Here is a 16,482-nt window from a genome sequence, read left to right on the forward strand (position 1 = left end):
AAAACGTTGTGAATTATGTGGAAAAGAGAACGTCAAACTTGACATGCACCATGTACGCAAACTCAAAAATCTACAAGAAAAAGAAGATTGGGAACGCCACATGATTGCACGAAAACGCAAGACAATAGCACTTTGCCGAAGTTGTCATAAAAAAGTTGACGGTGGATGGAAAGACTGATAGAATTAATGGAGAGCCGGATACGCCGAAATGTGTACGTCCGGTTCGGGGGCGAGCATTTGAAAACCTACCATAGTAATATGGAAAGGCGTTGGGTGCTTAGCCTACAAAATCGCGAGCTTTTCCCTGTGGTGACCATCATCATCATGGAAGCCTTCATCAACAAGATGCGCCGATTGAAAGGCGTAAGGAAACAGTTGATAGTGGAAGAGGCTTGGAAGGCTCTATCTTCGGCGAACATGGCTGAGTACCTGCGCTATATGTACAAGACCGTGCGCAAGTATTACGGGGAGGCAATCGTGGTGACGCAGGAGGTGGACGACATCATTTCCTCGCCCGTCGTCAAGGAGAGCATCATCAACAACTCCGACTGCAAGATACTCCTTGACCAGCGGAAGTACATGAACAAGTTTGATGCCATACAGTCCCTGTTGGGTCTGACGGAGAAAGAGAAGTCGCAGATACTCTCCATCAACATGGCGAACAACCCGTCAAGGCTCTACAAGGAAGTGTGGATAGGACTGGGCGGCACGCAGTCGGCAGTCTATGCCACCGAAGTTAGTGCTGAAGAGTATCTGGCGTACACCACCGAAGAAACGGAAAAAGTAGAGGTTTACCGTCTGGCGGAACAGTTGGGCGGCGACATTGAAGCCGTCATCCGGCAGCTTGCCGAAAGGCGGAGAAAAAAGGAATAAATAGAAACAGATTCATCAACTAAAAAAGAAAATGCGTATGAGTATATCAAGAACGAAAATGCTGCAAGTCAGCAAGTGTTTAATCGGGCTGGCGGTCATGGTGCTGCAATCCTGCGACATAACGGACAACCGACGCGACCTGCTTTGCGGGAACTGGGAGAGTGTGGAGGGCAAGCCCGACGTGCTTATCTACAAGGAGGGCGAAGCCTATAAGGTGACGGTATTCAAGCGGAGCGGCATCCGCCGCAAGCTGAAGCCGGAAACCTATCTCTTGCAGGAGGAGAACGGCAATCTGTTCATGAACACCGGATTCCGCATCGACGTGTCCTACAACGAGGCGACGGACATCCTGACCTTCTCGCCGAACGGGGACTACGTGCGTGTGAACCCGAAACCGGACCATCCGATAGGCGAGCAATAAATAATGAAATCCACTAAAATCCAAAGTAACATGAGAACAAGAATAACACTTATTATCTGCCTGTGCCTGTTTGCAGTCGGCAGGGCAAGCGCACAGTGGGCGGTGATAGACCCGTCCAACATCGCGCAGAGCATCGTGAACACCTCGAAGAACGTGGTACACACTTCCACGACCGCCCAGAATATGATAAAAAATTTTCAAGAGACCGTGAAGATTTACGAACAGGGCAAGAAGTATTACGACGCACTCAAATCCGTGAACAATCTGGTAAAGGATGCCCGGAAGGTGCAGCAGACCATCCTGATGGTGGGTGACATCACCGACACCTATGTGACCAGTTTCCAGAAGATGATGCGTGACGACAACTTCACGGTGGAGGAACTGGGAGCCATCGCCTTTGGCTACACCAAGTTATTGGAGGAATCCAACGATGTGCTGACGGAACTGAAGAATGTGGTGAATATCACCACGCTCTCCATGACGGACAAGGAGCGCATGGACGTGGTGGAACGCTGCTACTCCAAAATGAAGCGTTACCGCAACCTCGTGAGCTACTACACCAACAAGAACATTAGCGTGAGTTACCTGCGTGCGAAGAAGAAAAACGACCTTGACCGCATCATGGGGCTGTACGGGAACATGAACGAAAGATATTGGTAGCCTATGAATTTCGACAACCTTCACCAAATTCTGCGCTCGCTCTACGAACAGATGATGCCGCTATGCGGGGACATGGCGGGCGTGGCGAAAGGCATCGCCGGGCTGGGCGCACTCTTTTATGTGGCCTACCGGGTATGGCAGTCGCTGGCGAGAGCCGAACCGATAGACGTGTTCCCTATGCTCCGCCCGTTCGCTATCGGTCTGTGCATCATGTTCTTTCCGACGGTGGTACTGGGTACGATAAACAGCATCATGTCGCCCGTCGTGCAGGGTACGGCAAAGATGCTGGAGGCGGAAACGCTGGACATGAACCGATACCGTGAGCAGAAGGACAAACTGGAGTACGAAGCGATGATGCGCAATCCCGAAACCGCCTACCTCGTGTCAAATGAGGAGTTTGACAAACAACTGGAAGAACTGGGCTGGTCGCCCGGCGACATGGTGACGATGGCGGGGATGTACATCGAGCGCGGGATGTACAACATGAAGAAGGGCATCCGCGACTTCTTCCGCGAGATACTGGAACTGATGTTCCAAGCCGCCGCCCTCGTGATAGACACCATCCGCACGTTCTTCCTCGTGGTGCTGGCGATACTCGGTCCGATAGCCTTCGCCATATCGGTGTGGGACGGCTTCCAAAGCACGCTTACACAGTGGATATGCCGCTACATACAGGTCTATCTGTGGCTGCCCGTGTCGGATATGTTCAGCACCATACTGGCGAAGATACAAGTGCTGATGCTGCAAAGCGACATCGAACGGATGCAGGCTGACCCGAACTTCTCGCTGGATTCGAGCGACGGGGTGTACATCGTCTTCATGATAATCGGCATCATTGGTTACTTCACCATCCCCACGGTAGCAGGCTGGATTATCCAAGCCGGAGGCATGGGAAGCTACGGTCGCAACGTGAACCAGACGGCAGGACGAGCCGGAAGTATGGCGGGCAGCGTGGCGGGCGCAGCCGCAGGAAACGTGGTCGGACGTGTCGGGAAGCTGCTGAAATAATCAACTGACAATTAAAAACGAATAAACAACAATGGAATTTAAGTCACTTAAAAACATCGAATCATCGTTCAGGCAGATACGCCTGTTCGGTATCGTCTTCCTCTCGTTGTGTGCCGTAATAACGGTATGGAGCGTGTGGAGTTCCTACCGCTTCGCGGAGCGGCAACGGGAAAAGATTTACGTGCTGGACAACGGCAAGTCGCTGATGCTGGCTCTCTCGCAAGACTTGTCGCAGAACCGTCCGGCAGAAGCGAGGGAACACGTGCGCCGTTTCCACGAGCTGTTCTTCACGCTCTCACCCGAAAAGAGCGCGATAGAGCATAACGTGAAACGCGCCCTGCTATTAGCGGACAAAAGCGTGTACAACTACTATTCGGACTTTGCCGAGAAGGGGTACTACAACCGCATCATCGCCGGGAACATCAATCAGGTGTTGAAGGTGGACAGCGTGGTGTGCGATTTCAACGGCTATCCCTACCGTGCCGTGACCTACGCCACGCAGAAGATCATCCGGCAGAGCAACGTCACCGAGCGCAGCCTCGTGACTACGTGCCGCCTCTTGAACTCGTCCCGTTCGGACGACAATCCCAACGGTTTCACCATCGAGGGATTCACCATCATCGAGAACAAGGATTTACAAACCATCAAAAGGTAAACGGACATGAAGAAAATCAAAAAATCATTTTGGCGTGCGTACTGGAAGCTCCACGACAAAAAGAAAATGCTGGTGGCAAGGCTCAAAGGCTATCTGGACGGTTTGCCCCCGAAGACACGCAGGCGCATCGTGCTGGCGATGCTCGCCGCCTTTGCGGTGCTTGCCCTCTACACCTTCGGCAAAGCCGTCTATGAAATCGGCAGGAATGACGGCAGCCGGATGGTAACAGACCATGCCGGACAGGTGGAACTGTCCATAAAGCCGGACAACAATCATAATGTAATACCTTATTTATATGGAACAGACGAAGAATGAACCTAAAAACGAGAACAAGGCGGCTCCCGACAACGGGAAACCGAAGAAGGAGCGCAAGCCGCTGACCGAAGCCCAAAGGCTGAAACGTCAGAAAATGATAGTGCTGCCCGCTATAGTGCTGGTATTCATCGGTGCTATGTGGCTGATATTCGCCCCGTCTTCCGACAAGGAGCAGCAACCGGGAACGGGTGGTTACAACATCGAAATGCCCGACGCTGACAAGGCGAACCGCCAGATCATCGGCGACAAGGCGAAAGCCTACGAACAGGGAGCAATGGAGGAACGGCAGGAGAACCGCAGCCGCGCCATGCAGGAACTGGGCGATATGTTCGACCGCGAGGTGGCGGAAACGGACGGCGGCAGGGACTTCGACCTTGCTAATCCCGGAAATGCGGAAGATGCAACAGCAAAATCATCCGCTCCGAAAACCATCCAATCCTCCGCAGCTGCCTACCGCGACCTCAATACCACGCTCGGCAACTTCTATGAGCAGCCGAAGAACGACAACGCGGAAATGGACGAACTGTTGGAGCGTATCGCCTCGCTGGAATCGGAACTGGAAACCGAGAAAGGCAAGGCATCCTCTATGGATGATCAAGTGGCACTCATGGAAAAGTCCTACGAGCTGGCGGCGAAGTACATGGGCGGTCAGAACGGTACACAGCCACCTGTCGGACAGGCGGCAGAACCTTACCATGTGCAGAAAGCCGGAAAGAACACGGCTGCACCTGTCAGGCAGGTAACGCATCAGGTGGTATCTTCGCTCTCACAGCCGATGAGCAACGCTGAGTTTGTCGCCTCCTTCTCGCAGGAGCGCAACCGCAGTTTCAATACGGCGGTGGGTGTCACGACTGTATCGGACAGGAACACCATATCGGCGTGTGTCTATGGGGCGCAGAGTGTGACTGACGGGCAGGCGGTAAGATTACGGCTGCTGGAGCCGATGGCAGTGGCGGACAAAATCATACCCCGCAATGCAGTGGTGGTAGGCACGGCAAAGATTCAGGGCGAACGACTCGATATTGAAATTACTTCGCTGGAGTACGCAGGTACGATTATACCGGTAGAACTGGCGGTGTATGACACGGACGGACAGCCCGGCATCTTCATTCCAAACTCGATGGAGATGAACGCCGTCAGGGAGGTTGCCGCCAACATGGGCGGCTCGCTGGGCAGCAGCATTAATATCTCCACCAACACAGGGGCGCAGCTCGCCTCCGACTTGGGCAAGGGGCTGATACAAGGCACGAGCCAGTATATCGCCAAGAAGATGCGTACCGTCAAGGTGCATCTGAAATCCGGATACAAGGTCATGCTATATCAGGACAGAGATTGAAAACAATAACAATCAACGACTAAAAAAACAACAACCAAATTTTTATTTACCACTAAAATCCAAAGTAGAATGAAAAAAGTAATCATCATGTTTGCCCTCGCTATGGGCATCGTAACTGCCAACGCGCAGGAGAACGTAACCGTTGTAACGGACAACGGAAGTGAACAACCGACCTTGACAAAGGAGGTCTATCCGCAGAAGGAGGCGGACGGCGATCTGTATCACGGGCTGACAAAGAAGCTGACCTTCGACCGCATGGTTCCCCCGCACGGCTTGGAAGTGACCTACGACAAGACCGTCCACGTCATTTTCCCCTCGGAGGTGCGCTACGTCGATTTAGGCTCGCCCGACCTGATTGCGGGTAAAGCCGACGGAGCGGAGAACGTCATCCGCGTGAAAGCGACCGTGAGGAACTTCCCGAACGAAACCAATATGTCCGTGATAACGGAGGACGGGAGTTTCTACACCTTCAACGTGAAGTACGCCGCCGAACCGCTGCTGCTCAACGTGGAGATGTGCGACTTCATCCATGACGGCGAGGCGGTGAACCGTCCGAACAACGCGCAGGAAATCTATCTGAAAGAGCTGGGTAGCGAAAGTCCCATGCTGGTGCGCCTTATCATGAAGTCCATTTACAAGCAGAACAAGCGTGAGGTGAAACACATCGGCTGCAAGCGTTTCGGCATCCAGTACCTTCTGAAAGGCATCTACACGCACAACGGACTTCTCTATTTCCACACGGAAATCAGGAACCAAAGCAACGTGCCTTTCGATGTGGACTATATCACGTGGAAAATCGTGGACAAGAAGGTGGCGAAGCGTACCGCCGTGCAGGAGCAGATCATCCTGCCGCTCCGTGCGCAGAACTATGCCACCTGTGTGCCGGGCAGAAAGAGCGAGCGCACGGTATTCACGATGGCGAAGTTCACCATCCCCGACGGCAAGTGCCTCGTGGTGGAGCTGAACGAGAAGAACGGAGGCCGTCATCAGTCCTTCGTGATTGAGAACGAGGACTTGGTACGTGCGGGTACCATCAACGAACTTCAAGTGCGCTGACCATGAGAAAGCACATCGCAATCATCATCGCGTCGCTTGCCCTCTTCACGGGGCAGGCGCACGCCCAGCGGTGCCTGCCGAAGATGCAGGGCATCGAATTGAGAGCTAACCTTGTGGACGGTATGCGTTTAAGTGGCAACAATGGCGGTTACAGTTTCGGGGCGGCTCTCTCCACCTACACGAAGAACGGTAACAAGTGGGTGTTCGGTGGCGAATACCTCTTGAAGAACAACCCGTACAAGGATACCGCCATACCTGTGGCGCAGTTCACGGCGGAGGGCGGTTATTATTTCAAGATACTCTCCGACGCCCGTAAAATAGTGTTCGTCTATGCGGGGGCTTCGGCTCTCGCCGGATATGAGTCGGTGAATTGGGGCGAGAAAGTGCTGCATGACGGCTCCACGCTCCATGACCGGGACGCCTTCATCTACGGCGGTGCGCTGACGCTCGATGTGGAGTTTTACGTGGCTGACCGTATCGCCCTGCTCGCCAACCTCCGGGAGCGCCTGCTGTGGGGTGGCGACACACGGAAGTTCCATACGCAGTTCGGGGCGGGCGTCAAGATAATCATCAACTGACACGTCGCATGGAACGGACGGACATTGAGAATATGAGGCAGATACCCATTGCGGACTTTCTCGCACGGCTGGGACATGAGCCTGTCCGAAGGAGCGGAAACGAGCTGTGGTATCGTGCGCCATACCGCAGTGAACGCACGCCCTCCTTCCGTGTGAACGTGGCGAAACAGCTCTGGTACGACTTCGGCTTGGGCAAGGGCGGCGACATCTTCACGCTTGTCGGGGAGTTTACCCGAAGCGGGGATTTCATGGCGCAGGCGAGATTCATAGCGGAAACCGCCCGTATGCCGCTTGCCGCAGCAGAAAAGCCGTTGTACCTGCCGGAACCGTCCGAACCTGCCTTTGAGGGAGTGGAAGCCGTCCCGCTGCTCCGCTCTCCGCTGACGGAGTATTTGAAGGAAAGAGGCATCCCTTATGCCGTTGCATCCCGCCACTGCTGCCGCCTGAACTACGGCGTGCGTGGTAAGCGGTACTTTGCCGTCGGCTTTCCGAACGTGTCGGGCGGCTATGAAACCCGAAGCCGCCGTTTCAAGGGTTGCGTACCACCAAAGGACGTGTCGCTGGTCAAGGCGGGGGACATCCCGGCGGACGTGTGCAGCGTGTTCGAGGGCTTTATGGACTTCCTGTCCGCCGTCACGCTCGGTTTGGCAACGGGTGACTGCCTTGTGCTGAACTCCGTCGCCAACGTGGAAAAGGCTTTGAAACATCTGGACGGGTACGAGCGCATCGACTGTTACCTCGACCGAGACGAAGCCGGACGCAGGGCAATGGAAGCCCTGCGGACACGCTACGGAGGAAAGGTGACAGACCGTTCCGGCATCTATCAAGGCTGCAAGGACTTGAACGAGTACCTGCAACAAGTATCAAGAAAACAACAAAAGAACAACAATCTAAAAATCAAAGAATAATGAACATACTGAACAACAAGAACAAGAGAACATCAATCTTCAAGGCGTTGGCACTCTGCCTGTTCGCCGCAGTGTCATTCACATTCGTATCGTGCGACGACGATATGGACATCCAGCAATCCTATCCCTTCACGGTGGAAACCATGCCCGTGCCGAACAAGGTCACAAAGGGGCAGACGGTGGAAATCCGCTGTGAGCTGAAGAAAACGGGCGATTTCGCCAATACCCTCTATACCATCCGGTATTTCCAGTTCGAGGGTGAGGGCACACTGAAAATGGACAACGGCATCACTTTCCTGCCCAATGACCGCTACCTGCTCGAAAACGAGAAGTTCCGGCTGTACTACACGGCGCAAGGTGACGAGGCGCACAACTTCATCGTGGTAGTGGAGGACAATTTCGGCAACTCCTATGAGTTGGAATTTGACTTCAACAACCGAAACGTGAAGGATGACGGGGTTATCACTGTTGTCCCCATCGGGAACTTCAAGCCCCTTACACGATGATGCGTGTATTCATGGCTATCCTCTGTTCGCTTCTGGCGGTCTGTTCCGTGTCCGCACGGAACAGACGCCATGAGGGAACGGACGGGCAGGCGGCTATCTACCGGCTGCCACCATTTGAGAGGGCGGTGCGATGCACGAAGTATTTTGAGGGCTGGCATTCGGAAAAACATCACCCGTATGTAGGATATGGACATCGGTTGCAGCCGGGGGAAAGGTATTCGGCACGCACCATGACGAAGCGGCAGGCGGACGCGCTTCTGCGAAAAGACCTGCGGAAGTTCTGCGCGATGTTCCAGCAGTTCGGGAAGGATTCGCTTCTGCTTGCCACGCTCGCCTACAATGTCGGTCCGTACCGTCTTTTGGGGAGTGGGAAGATACCCAAAAGCACGCTAATCCGAAAGCTGGAGGCGGGTGACAGGAACATCTACCGGGAGTATATCGCTTTCTGTAACTATAAGGGGAAACGCCACGCCATGCTGCTCAAACGAAGGAAGGCTGAGTTTGCGCTGCTGTATGTACCATAAAGAATAAGTGTCTGACGAAAGAAACTCCGATGAAGCCGCCAACTTCATCGGAGTTTCAGTTTTCATACATTCGGGATTGTCCCTTTGCCTGCAACCTCACCGTCCCTGCAATGCTCTATGATACCGGGTGAAAATCCCATGCTGCCGATTGCGATATGCCGGATATAGTCTGTATATTCCTGACCTTGAAAATTCCTGCCCGTAAGGTTCTTGAAAACCATCTTTATGCTTATGCCGTCGTTGCTGTACAAGATGGTTTTTCCGTTCTGTCTGATTGTTTCCATGATTAAAACTTGTTTTTGTGAATACTATCGTAGATTGGTACAAAGGTTTCTTTGCCTACTTTCTTATCCGCCATCATGCTCATGAAAGAAAGTAGGCGGCTTTTGCCGCCCACCCCTCAAAAGCGGGTGTAAAGTCCCGTTACCATCGTGAACATTTCCTCCAGCATATCGCAATATATCCCCTCGTGCGTTTCAATGTCCTTCGTCCTGCTCTCGAATGTCTTTTTGCTGAACGTCTTGCGGTAGAAACGCATATTGTATAGGTCTGCCCCTCCGTCATAGATGATGTCAAGGCGGTTGGCACTGGTCTTGTTCCTCGCAAGGCTCATGCGCAAGCCGTTGCCCATGTCTGTGAAGTCTTTGCTTCCCGTCATGGCGGCAAAGCGTCTGCCGCCAATCTGCTCTAAAATTGTCTTTGCTATCATATCCGTTGTCTTTTAGGTTTATGGTTCGGGCGGTGCGGACACCGCCCCAATGTTCAAAATTCTGTTTTCTCGGTTATGGGTGTGCATTTTTCCAGCCACTCTTTCAGACATTCCATGCTATACTCGCTCGTGATGACTGCCGTATGGCTGTCAATGGCAGTGAAACGGCTGCTTTCATAGCTGTCTATCCACCCCTTTAGGGTATCAACTCCCCACGCTTCGGCATCGTCAAAGATGCCGTCCAATGCCGTAATGGGTTCGCTGAATTTGACTATCAGCGTTTGGTAGCCTGCTTCGTTCATCGCTTCTCCTCCTTCCTTTCCTTTGCCGTTAGCCACTTGTCCCGTGCGGCTCGACATTCGTCTAATGTGGGTTTGACACAAGAGAAAAGTTCCCCGTCCGTGTGGCGGTAGTCGTATTGCACAAGGGTGCGTTTGCGTCTGTCGATACCCGTTTGGAATTTCTCGTAGTTCTCCGTTCCTGCCGATTGGCAGGTGCTTACTCCGTTAATTGTCATTTTGTTGCCATAGTCGTTGTTATTTAGATGATTAGAAATGTACAGACAGCACTCTGTGTTGCATCACCATTTCGGGGTCGCTCGTGTAGCGTTGGTGCAGGTAGAAATGATGAGAGCCGAAGCCGTAAAGGAAGAACTTGTCAAGTTCGTGTTTCTCGGCAAAGTCCTTGACGCTAGCCCTTAATTGCTCCTCACTCTGACAAAGAGTGAGGAGGTTCATAAATTCAAGGAACATCGTGGGGATTTTATCATCCCATAGGAAAACCATGCTTTCAAATCTTACTTCCATAATGTTAGTTGTTAGATGTCGATATTATGCCGCTTTCATCCGCTGGCGGATAAGGTTGGCGTTCTTGTTCACAAGGGCGATGATGCGGTCGTGGTATTCGGAGTTCTCGTTGCATACGCCACGACACTGCACCACCTCAAAAGTTTTTAGTGACACCTCTATCGTTTCAATTCGTTTTCCGTCAATGGTGGCGGATAGGATAAGGGAGTCTTTTCGTTTGTGGTAACCGCCCACACAATGGTGCATCGTCCTTCCTTCCTCTGCCATTTCTTCCACGCTCTCTATGACTTTGACGCAAATAAGGCTGTCGGTAAAGGCAAGTCCGAAGAATATGCCCTTAGCTTTCAGATATTGTTTCTCGTCCTCAATCGCTTTCCTGCGTTGCTGTTCAGTCCGCTCATGTTTCCTTTGCAGGTTGCGCTTTGCCACCAACTTGTCGTGTTCAACTTTGAGGTCGGCAGGGCAAACGTATTTCGGGCTGTTTGTGTCCTTGCCGAAATGACGCAGGAGGTCTATGGTGTCACGCCACATTGAGCCGTCCTCAATAGTATAGCCGTTGCGGATACATATCTTGATTGAAGCCCAATACTCTCCAATATTGAAAGAGTGGTACAGATAGTAGCGCAACATGGGATATTGCCCTGCCTTCAACAGCGTTTCCGCACGGCTGTCCGACAATAATGCCGGTATTAGTTTGGTGGGTACAATGTCGTGGAAATTGCCGTTAAAGCCGTTTCTGCGGAGCGTCGGCAACACCTTATATCTTGGATATATCGGGGAATATGAGATATGGCGGTACGCTTCATTGTCATTGCGGATAGCAAAAGGAGAAGCGAATGAGAACGTGTCGATGTAGCATCCCAATGTGCGTGGAATGGCAACAACAGCCTTACGCCCTTGTTCATTCCACCAATACTGCCCGATTTCAAGGGCATAGGACTTGGCATTAACCCCTTTCTCCATACCCACGACAAGCAAGAACATTCGTAGCACTTGGTATTCTCCGCTTGTGGTAAGGGTTGTGAAATACTGCTTTTGTCTTACCTTGCGCTGATAGGTGAGGCAGACTTTCAAACTTGCTCCACATTCGGGACACGTACAATGCTCGGTCTGCTCCGTCATTACCCAACTATGACCGCAATCCATACAAGTGGTACGACCTTTCGGCAAGCGGTGTGCATAATGCTCCACGCAATTACGGAATGCCCAATTTATCTGTATCGGGGTTATCGGGCGTAGTTTCTTGCTTTGGGCAAGAACTGCTTTTTCAAATTTGTTTCTCGGTTTCATAAGCCAAAATCAAATAATGAGGGTTGAACTTGGGTTTCTGTTTTCGCCTTTGTCGGCTTGGTGCGGTTCTGCAACTTGCGGAGTTCCTCGTCTTGGTATCTGCGGACTGCCTGCTGACGTGCTTCTGCTTTTTCCTCTGCCGTGAGTTCCACAATGTGGTTCACCGCCACTTGGCATTGGATAGGCTTGCCCACCTCAATCTCGTTCTCGTCATAGTAGTGTACTGCTTGTCCGTATATCTCTCCGTCCGTGAAGCCGTTACAACCGCTTTTCTGCACATAGTTCAGAATGTAGGTTACGCAATCGTCAATGTTCTTGGCTGGATTGCGGTAGTTCTTCGCAAAGAGCGTGTCTTCCTCCGCACGTTGTTCCAAATACATCTGTATCGTTCTCTTGAAATGGTCTGTTCCTTTCATATCGCTGTCGTTTTTATGAGTTGTCAAATAGTATGTTTCAAAATCTCCCTCCAATAAATCGGCTCAACCTCGCTCAATAGGAAGTCTATAAAGTCCTTCCGTGCGTTCTTGTTCAGTTCGTGGTAGAGTCCACGGAACACGGACATATTGCCGTTGAGGTATGTTTCCACCATGTACTCGAAGATGTTGCCCACCTCGTAGTATCTGCATTGTTGCTCCACTGTCTTGCTTCTTCTCTTTGCCATGTCGGTAGGGATTAAAGGGTGAATAACCAAAGAATGAAGCCGAAGAACAGGATAACGGAAAGAATAGCCACGATTAACCCTATTGCCACTCGGAACACTCCGTTTATTATCTCTCTGACGATGTACCAAAGGATGCCGGACACCCAAAAGGCGGTGCGCATGATTAGGGTGCATATCGCAAGCCCTATGTATTGCGCCATTTGTCTGAAATTTACCGTTGCTGTCATAGCCGTATCATTTGTTAAGTTCCACGATGCTGTCTATCCTGCCGTATAGGAAACTGCGGAGTGCGGTCTTGTCGGTAGCCTTGTATTCCGCCCAATGTCCATACTGCTTTACAATGTAGGTTCGGAGAATGTCGGAAAAGTCAAACATCCAACCTTGCAAGGGTACTGCGCTCTTGAAATAGGTGTTGCTGTTCACATTGCGTGTAAGCCAATCCTTTTCCTCTCGGCTCAATTTCTCACCATTGTTCAGTTTGGTGCGAAGTCCGTACACCTTGCTGCCTTGCAGGTTCTCCAAACTTGGTACTTCCCATGCCACGAATTTTGTTGCTATTGCCGTTCTCATATCCGTTTTGTTTTTGATTTTTTGTTTTTTAATGCGGATTCAAGAGCTGAGGGAGTTGAGTTTCAAACTATCTTATCTGCCTCTCGTTTATCCGACATTTTTTTTAATGCGTCTTTCTGTCGCATCGGTCGTTTTCGTTTCGGGTGCTTAAAAAGGTAGGGATTAGGGAATGCAAGGTTTTTCGGGAAAATACTACCCGAAGGGCTGGAGATTTTTCCAGAAAACAGGAGGCTTGACCTTGCTTTCCCGTACAATCCCGGAGTTACCTTTGCACCCAGCACGAAAATGACTGCCTGATGCGGCTCACTGAAAGGCGCGAAAATGGAGGTAAACGGAAGTAGAGGCAGATTAGACAGGAAAACTTCAAAAGAGAAATCCGTGAAAAAGACATCCCCAACAGAAAAGAACATAGCCGGTAGCGTGAAACCGGGCAAACCATCGGCAAGGAAGTATGTTTTTATCTGTTTGGCCAAACGTGTTTGGTCGGATGGATAAAATCATTCTTCCCGGTTTGTCTGCCGTGAGTGACGGCTTGTTCCATTTATGGAATGTGCGGTCATACACGGCTTTCCGCTTCCGGCTCAAAAGGACAACGAAAAAAGAAAAATCGTCAAAACCCCGTAAAAGCACCTCTTTGGCATAAGCACAAAAGAAAGGGGCCTTGTCTCATCAGTCTAAACTATTGTTTAGGCGTGAGGCAAAGCCCTTTTCTCCGCTTATGCGGCAGTCGGCACACGTTCGTTCAAAATCTTTTTGGGCGATGGTGTGCTGACGGATAAAATCGCTTTTACGGAAAAACTTGTGTGAGAAGAAAAAATCAGGAGATTCATTTCTAAATCTCCCGTTTTATTGTTACTTTTGCATACGAAGAGTTCTTTGAAGGTTACGCAACGCACAGAAGAATAATGCAGTAGATAACTAACTAATTCGTAACCTATTACTATTATGAGCGATTACCCAATGCTCATTTCCAATAAATTACACTCTTTTCGTAACTTCATTCTGCAAAAATACAAAAAGTTATATTAGGAAAAGAGATTTGATGATACTCTTACACCGTCGTTTCTTATCAAATGTAAAGTGAAAGCTCCGGGCATCTTGTTAATTTTGCAGTCTAATATTAAAATAGAATGATATGAATTGGATTATATTGATTATTGCCGGACTGTTTGAGGTTGGTTTTACCTTTTGTCTAGGCAAGATTAAAGGAGCGACAGGCACCGATTTTTATTTGTGGGGAGCGGGATTTGTAATCTCTGTAACCTTAAGCATGTTCCTACTGGCAAAGGCTGCGCAAACATTGCCTATCGGCACTGCATATCCTGTTTGGACGGGGATAGGAGCGGTGGGGACTGTATTGATCGGTATCCTGTTCTTTCATGAACCGGCAACTTTGGGTCGTTTGTTTTTTATGACGACTCTGATTATTTCAATCGTAGGGTTGAAACTGATATAACCAGACGAATAGGATTTAGTTTTAATAGATAGAAAAGTGTGATAAGGACTTTTTCAGTGTAAGTCATATATTGTTGAAAAGATTCCATCCGGTATAATATTGGGGAAGTTTGGAATTGACGAGGTCGATTATGTAATATATGCTTTCGTAATTCTGCGATTATTAGGCATTTATAAGAAGTCGTTTTGATGGGAAAAAGTTTGGTTTCTAAAATAAATGTATATATTTGCAGAATGTGGGACGCATCTCGTCCGGATTCGAAACTAAACTAAAATTCTATTTACTGTTATCTATTAAACATGAAATCCACTGATTCTGAACCTCAAGGGGGCGGTATGGAACTGGAACAGTACCGTACCAGCCTCGAACAGATGGTTGAAGAGAAATCTAAAGACTTGATCGCTATTCAGGAGAATCTCGAAGCAACCAACCGACGGCAGGCATTATTTATCAAGGTACTGCAAATTTTGTAATTGGAACCGGATATACCTACTGCTATGAATATGGCACTGGCCGAAATTGGCCGTTATACTGGTGTCGACCGTTTGGCGACATGGGAAAACCACCTCGACGGAGTTACGTATGGCTGCACCAACGAATGGTGCAACGACGGTATAGAACCCGCTATCGATTACTTGCGGAGTATGACCATTGAAGCGGGAAAACCCTGGTTCGACATGCTGGAAGAAAACCATATCATTTGTACGTCCGATATTTATTCGCTTGATCCCTTTATTACTCAAATGCTCGAAGTGCAAGGCGTAAAAGCCATTGCTGTTTTTCCCCTGTCACAATTGGGAGTACATTTCGGCTTTCTTTCGTTCAACTTTTGCTGGAACAAACAATGGGATGAAAAAGATGTGGAACTGATGAGCCAGATATCGCAAATTGTATCTACTGCTACTAAACGCTGGCAAGTTGAAACATCGCTGCAACAGTCGCAGCGAACCATGCAAAAGGTATTGGACAATATCAATGCCAATATTTTTGTGAGTGATTACGATACGTTGAAAGTGATTTTTGCCAATAAGCCTTTCAGGGAAGAAGCAGGAGAAGTTCCGGAAAATGCGGAATGTTGGAGAATGTTGAATGCAGGTCTGGAAAATGGGTGTAAACACTGCCCGAAGCCGAAGTTGCTCGATGCCAACCGTAAGTTTACAGGCGTTCATTTTTGGGAAGACTACAATCCGGTCACCAAACGTTGGTATACCATCCAGAGCATGGCAATAAAATGGCTCGACGGACGTTGGGCAATCATGGAACTGGCTACCGATATCACCACCCGCAAACAGGTGGAACTGGAGCTGATTCAAGCTAAAGAAAAAGCGGAAGAATCGGACAGGCTCAAATCAGCATTCCTTGCCAATATGAGCCATGAGATACGTACTCCTTTGAATGCCATCGTCGGTTTTTCCAGTCTGCTTGCCGAAACCGATGAGGCGGAGCTACGTCATGTATATATGTCTTTAGTGCAGGAGAACAATGAGCTGTTGCTCAACCTTATTTCCGACATTCTGGACATTTCCAAAATCGAAGCCGGTATGATAGATCTTGTTATGGGACGAGTGGATGTACCACAACTTTGCCGGGAAGTGATTGCTACCTTCTCACATAAAAAACGTGACAGTGCGGTCGAACTGCGGTTTGATGAAAATTCACCGCAGATTGTGATTGATGCTGATAAAAACCGAATCGTGCAAGTACTCTCTAATTTTCTGACTAATGCCTTGAAGTTTACCACTAAAGGCTCAATCACACTTTCCTATTTATTGGAAGATGAGAGTCAGGTACGTTTTTGTGTAACGGATACGGGCAAAGGGATTCCCGACGAACAAAAACATGAAATTTTTAATCGTTTTGTAAAATTGGACTCATTTGTACAAGGTGCCGGATTGGGATTATCCATCTGTCAAAGCCTGGTCAAAAGGATGGGCGGAAAGATTGGAGTCGAATCCCGTGAGGGGGAAGGGTCGTGCTTCTGGTTCACTCATCCGTATGTTCCCGGTGCTTAACCAAAAAAAAGAGATTGCATATTGAAGCAAACTACGTATATTGTTCCGCAAAGTACGGGACGAACAAAAAACAATAGTTTTCTTGAGAGATATATCTGCAAACTAAAATAACCCATATTTTGTTGTCTTTATACAGTA

At 49.7% G+C, this 16,482-nt stretch carries 25 protein-coding genes and 2 pseudogenes; 16 read left to right on the forward strand and 11 right to left on the reverse strand.

Features of this window, described 5'->3' with window-relative positions; all coding sequences use genetic code 11:
* The 13 genes and pseudogenes from BSAG_RS26155 to BSAG_RS17105 all read left to right on the forward strand — a co-directional run.
* A partial coding sequence (locus tag BSAG_RS26155) for a hypothetical protein (protein WP_008997393.1) occupies positions 1–178 on the forward strand: 178 nt, incomplete at its 5' end.
* Positions 179–285: 107 nt separating this feature from the next.
* A pseudogene (locus BSAG_RS0222740) lies at positions 286–873 on the forward strand (TraG family conjugative transposon ATPase); the annotation flags it as partial.
* 37 nt (positions 874–910) lie between these two features.
* Positions 911–1,294: a DUF3876 domain-containing protein gene (locus BSAG_RS17155; protein WP_004308928.1), complete on the forward strand. Its 384-nt coding sequence runs from the start codon at positions 911–913 to the stop codon at positions 1,292–1,294.
* A gap of 30 nt (positions 1,295–1,324) precedes the next feature.
* A complete protein-coding gene (locus BSAG_RS17150; RefSeq protein WP_004308927.1) occupies positions 1,325–1,954 on the forward strand; it encodes a DUF4141 domain-containing protein in 630 nt (209 codons plus the stop codon).
* Between the two features lie 3 nt (positions 1,955–1,957).
* Positions 1,958–2,962, forward strand: coding sequence for a conjugative transposon protein TraJ (traJ, locus tag BSAG_RS17145; protein WP_004308926.1), 1,005 nt, complete (start codon positions 1,958–1,960; stop codon positions 2,960–2,962).
* 31 nt (positions 2,963–2,993) lie between these two features.
* Positions 2,994–3,617, forward strand: coding sequence for a conjugative transposon protein TraK (traK, locus tag BSAG_RS17140; protein ID WP_004308925.1), 624 nt, complete (start codon positions 2,994–2,996; stop codon positions 3,615–3,617).
* 6 nt (positions 3,618–3,623) lie between these two features.
* Positions 3,624–3,932, forward strand: coding sequence for a TraL conjugative transposon family protein (locus BSAG_RS17135; RefSeq protein WP_004308924.1), 309 nt, complete (start codon positions 3,624–3,626; stop codon positions 3,930–3,932).
* Complete coding sequence (gene traM, locus BSAG_RS17130; protein WP_008770679.1) at positions 3,913–5,268, forward strand: conjugative transposon protein TraM; 1,356 nt, start codon at positions 3,913–3,915, stop codon at positions 5,266–5,268. The genes BSAG_RS17135 and traM overlap by 20 nt, the downstream gene beginning before the upstream one ends.
* 69 nt (positions 5,269–5,337) lie before the next feature.
* Positions 5,338–6,324, forward strand: coding sequence for a conjugative transposon protein TraN (gene traN / locus BSAG_RS17125; RefSeq protein ID WP_005827318.1), 987 nt, complete (start codon positions 5,338–5,340; stop codon positions 6,322–6,324).
* 2 nt (positions 6,325–6,326) lie between these two features.
* Complete coding sequence (locus BSAG_RS17120) at positions 6,327–6,902, forward strand: conjugal transfer protein TraO (protein WP_005827316.1); 576 nt, start codon at positions 6,327–6,329, stop codon at positions 6,900–6,902.
* An 8-nt stretch (positions 6,903–6,910) separates the two neighbouring features.
* Complete coding sequence (locus BSAG_RS17115) at positions 6,911–7,810, forward strand: toprim domain-containing protein (protein WP_004310298.1); 900 nt, start codon at positions 6,911–6,913, stop codon at positions 7,808–7,810.
* On the forward strand, positions 7,810–8,316 hold the full coding sequence (locus BSAG_RS17110; RefSeq protein WP_005827314.1) for a DUF3872 domain-containing protein: 507 nt from the start codon (positions 7,810–7,812) through the stop codon (positions 8,314–8,316). The genes BSAG_RS17115 and BSAG_RS17110 overlap by 1 nt, the downstream gene beginning before the upstream one ends.
* Entirely contained in the window at positions 8,313–8,840 is a 528-nt protein-coding gene (locus BSAG_RS17105) for a glycoside hydrolase family protein (RefSeq protein WP_005827312.1), read from the forward strand. Before BSAG_RS17110 ends, BSAG_RS17105 begins: the two co-directional genes overlap by 4 nt.
* Before the next feature lie 62 nt (positions 8,841–8,902).
* On the opposite strand, the gene BSAG_RS17100 is transcribed toward BSAG_RS17105, so the two are convergent.
* The 11 genes from BSAG_RS17100 to BSAG_RS25155 form a co-directional block, all read right to left on the reverse strand.
* On the reverse strand, positions 8,903–9,124 hold the full coding sequence (locus tag BSAG_RS17100; protein WP_004310300.1) for a hypothetical protein: 222 nt from the start codon (positions 9,122–9,124) through the stop codon (positions 8,903–8,905).
* A gap of 116 nt (positions 9,125–9,240) precedes the next feature.
* Entirely contained in the window at positions 9,241–9,549 is a 309-nt protein-coding gene (locus BSAG_RS17095; protein ID WP_004310301.1) for a hypothetical protein, read from the reverse strand.
* A 53-nt stretch (positions 9,550–9,602) separates the two neighbouring features.
* Positions 9,603–9,908, reverse strand: a complete 306-nt coding sequence (locus tag BSAG_RS17090; RefSeq protein WP_004310302.1) for a DUF6956 domain-containing protein — start codon at positions 9,906–9,908, stop codon at positions 9,603–9,605.
* Entirely contained in the window at positions 9,848–10,066 is a 219-nt protein-coding gene (locus tag BSAG_RS0222745) for a DUF3873 domain-containing protein (protein ID WP_008770680.1), read from the reverse strand. The genes BSAG_RS17090 and BSAG_RS0222745 overlap by 61 nt, the downstream gene beginning before the upstream one ends.
* 31 nt (positions 10,067–10,097) lie before the next feature.
* On the reverse strand, positions 10,098–10,355 hold the full coding sequence (locus BSAG_RS17085; RefSeq protein WP_005827305.1) for a hypothetical protein: 258 nt from the start codon (positions 10,353–10,355) through the stop codon (positions 10,098–10,100).
* Positions 10,356–10,379: 24 nt separating this feature from the next.
* Positions 10,380–11,645: a PcfJ domain-containing protein gene (locus tag BSAG_RS17080; protein WP_004310303.1), complete on the reverse strand. Its 1,266-nt coding sequence runs from the start codon at positions 11,643–11,645 to the stop codon at positions 10,380–10,382.
* Positions 11,642–12,061, reverse strand: coding sequence for a PcfK-like family protein (locus BSAG_RS17075; RefSeq protein ID WP_004310304.1), 420 nt, complete (start codon positions 12,059–12,061; stop codon positions 11,642–11,644). The genes BSAG_RS17080 and BSAG_RS17075 overlap by 4 nt, the downstream gene beginning before the upstream one ends.
* A 23-nt stretch (positions 12,062–12,084) precedes the next feature.
* The gene (locus tag BSAG_RS17070) at positions 12,085–12,306 is read right to left on the reverse strand and encodes a hypothetical protein (protein WP_005643956.1); all 222 of its coding nucleotides are present in this window, start codon (positions 12,304–12,306) and stop codon (positions 12,085–12,087) included.
* 11 nt (positions 12,307–12,317) lie between these two features.
* Positions 12,318–12,533, reverse strand: a complete 216-nt coding sequence (locus BSAG_RS0222750; RefSeq protein ID WP_005827303.1) for a hypothetical protein — start codon at positions 12,531–12,533, stop codon at positions 12,318–12,320.
* Between the two features lie 7 nt (positions 12,534–12,540).
* Complete coding sequence (locus tag BSAG_RS17065) at positions 12,541–12,876, reverse strand: hypothetical protein (protein ID WP_004310306.1); 336 nt, start codon at positions 12,874–12,876, stop codon at positions 12,541–12,543.
* 62 nt (positions 12,877–12,938) lie between these two features.
* The gene (locus tag BSAG_RS25155) at positions 12,939–13,349 is read right to left on the reverse strand and encodes a hypothetical protein (protein ID WP_005827299.1); all 411 of its coding nucleotides are present in this window, start codon (positions 13,347–13,349) and stop codon (positions 12,939–12,941) included.
* A gap of 14 nt (positions 13,350–13,363) precedes the next feature.
* Here BSAG_RS25155 and BSAG_RS25160 point away from each other — a divergent pair, with 14 nt between their 5' ends.
* From BSAG_RS25160 to BSAG_RS0222760, 3 genes and pseudogenes are all read left to right on the forward strand, one after another.
* A complete protein-coding gene (locus BSAG_RS25160) occupies positions 13,364–13,519 on the forward strand; it encodes a hypothetical protein (protein WP_004314171.1) in 156 nt (51 codons plus the stop codon).
* A 492-nt stretch (positions 13,520–14,011) separates the two neighbouring features.
* Positions 14,012–14,332 carry a DMT family transporter gene (locus BSAG_RS17060; protein ID WP_004306435.1) on the forward strand — a complete coding sequence of 107 codons (321 nt, stop codon included), beginning with the start codon at positions 14,012–14,014 and terminating at the stop codon, positions 14,330–14,332.
* Between the two features lie 299 nt (positions 14,333–14,631).
* Positions 14,632–16,344, forward strand: a pseudogene (locus tag BSAG_RS0222760) (ATP-binding protein).
* Positions 16,345–16,482: the final 138 nt, after the last annotated feature.

This window comes from Bacteroides sp. D1 (genome assembly GCF_000157095.2).
GTDB lineage: Bacteria > Bacteroidota > Bacteroidia > Bacteroidales > Bacteroidaceae > Bacteroides > Bacteroides xylanisolvens.

What these genes read in the sequence shown, in the direction of transcription:
- BSAG_RS17115 (WP_004310298.1), top strand. Translation starts at nt 6,911, where the DNA reads ATGGAACGGACGGACATTGAGAATATGAGGCAGATACCCATTGCGGAC.
- BSAG_RS17135 (WP_004308924.1), top strand. Translation starts at nt 3,624, where the DNA reads ATGAAGAAAATCAAAAAATCATTTTGGCGTGCGTACTGGAAGCTCCAC.
- BSAG_RS17100 (WP_004310300.1), bottom strand. Translation starts at nt 9,124, where the DNA reads ATGGAAACAATCAGACAGAACGGAAAAACCATCTTGTACAGCAACGAC.
- BSAG_RS17075 (WP_004310304.1), bottom strand. Translation starts at nt 12,061, where the DNA reads ATGAAAGGAACAGACCATTTCAAGAGAACGATACAGATGTATTTGGAA.
- traJ (WP_004308926.1), top strand. Translation starts at nt 1,958, where the DNA reads ATGAATTTCGACAACCTTCACCAAATTCTGCGCTCGCTCTACGAACAG.
- BSAG_RS17090 (WP_004310302.1), bottom strand. Translation starts at nt 9,908, where the DNA reads ATGTCGAGCCGCACGGGACAAGTGGCTAACGGCAAAGGAAAGGAAGGA.
- BSAG_RS17150 (WP_004308927.1), top strand. Translation starts at nt 1,325, where the DNA reads ATGAGAACAAGAATAACACTTATTATCTGCCTGTGCCTGTTTGCAGTC.
- BSAG_RS17070 (WP_005643956.1), bottom strand. Translation starts at nt 12,306, where the DNA reads ATGGCAAAGAGAAGAAGCAAGACAGTGGAGCAACAATGCAGATACTAC.
- BSAG_RS17095 (WP_004310301.1), bottom strand. Translation starts at nt 9,549, where the DNA reads ATGATAGCAAAGACAATTTTAGAGCAGATTGGCGGCAGACGCTTTGCC.
- BSAG_RS25160 (WP_004314171.1), top strand. Translation starts at nt 13,364, where the DNA reads ATGGATAAAATCATTCTTCCCGGTTTGTCTGCCGTGAGTGACGGCTTG.
- BSAG_RS17155 (WP_004308928.1), top strand. Translation starts at nt 911, where the DNA reads ATGAGTATATCAAGAACGAAAATGCTGCAAGTCAGCAAGTGTTTAATC.
- traK (WP_004308925.1), top strand. Translation starts at nt 2,994, where the DNA reads ATGGAATTTAAGTCACTTAAAAACATCGAATCATCGTTCAGGCAGATA.
- BSAG_RS17105 (WP_005827312.1), top strand. Translation starts at nt 8,313, where the DNA reads ATGATGCGTGTATTCATGGCTATCCTCTGTTCGCTTCTGGCGGTCTGT.
- traM (WP_008770679.1), top strand. Translation starts at nt 3,913, where the DNA reads ATGGAACAGACGAAGAATGAACCTAAAAACGAGAACAAGGCGGCTCCC.
- BSAG_RS17120 (WP_005827316.1), top strand. Translation starts at nt 6,327, where the DNA reads ATGAGAAAGCACATCGCAATCATCATCGCGTCGCTTGCCCTCTTCACG.
- BSAG_RS0222745 (WP_008770680.1), bottom strand. Translation starts at nt 10,066, where the DNA reads ATGACAATTAACGGAGTAAGCACCTGCCAATCGGCAGGAACGGAGAAC.
- BSAG_RS17110 (WP_005827314.1), top strand. Translation starts at nt 7,810, where the DNA reads ATGAACATACTGAACAACAAGAACAAGAGAACATCAATCTTCAAGGCG.
- BSAG_RS17065 (WP_004310306.1), bottom strand. Translation starts at nt 12,876, where the DNA reads ATGAGAACGGCAATAGCAACAAAATTCGTGGCATGGGAAGTACCAAGT.
- BSAG_RS0222750 (WP_005827303.1), bottom strand. Translation starts at nt 12,533, where the DNA reads ATGACAGCAACGGTAAATTTCAGACAAATGGCGCAATACATAGGGCTT.
- BSAG_RS17085 (WP_005827305.1), bottom strand. Translation starts at nt 10,355, where the DNA reads ATGGAAGTAAGATTTGAAAGCATGGTTTTCCTATGGGATGATAAAATC.
- BSAG_RS17060 (WP_004306435.1), top strand. Translation starts at nt 14,012, where the DNA reads ATGAATTGGATTATATTGATTATTGCCGGACTGTTTGAGGTTGGTTTT.
- BSAG_RS17080 (WP_004310303.1), bottom strand. Translation starts at nt 11,645, where the DNA reads ATGAAACCGAGAAACAAATTTGAAAAAGCAGTTCTTGCCCAAAGCAAG.
- traN (WP_005827318.1), top strand. Translation starts at nt 5,338, where the DNA reads ATGAAAAAAGTAATCATCATGTTTGCCCTCGCTATGGGCATCGTAACT.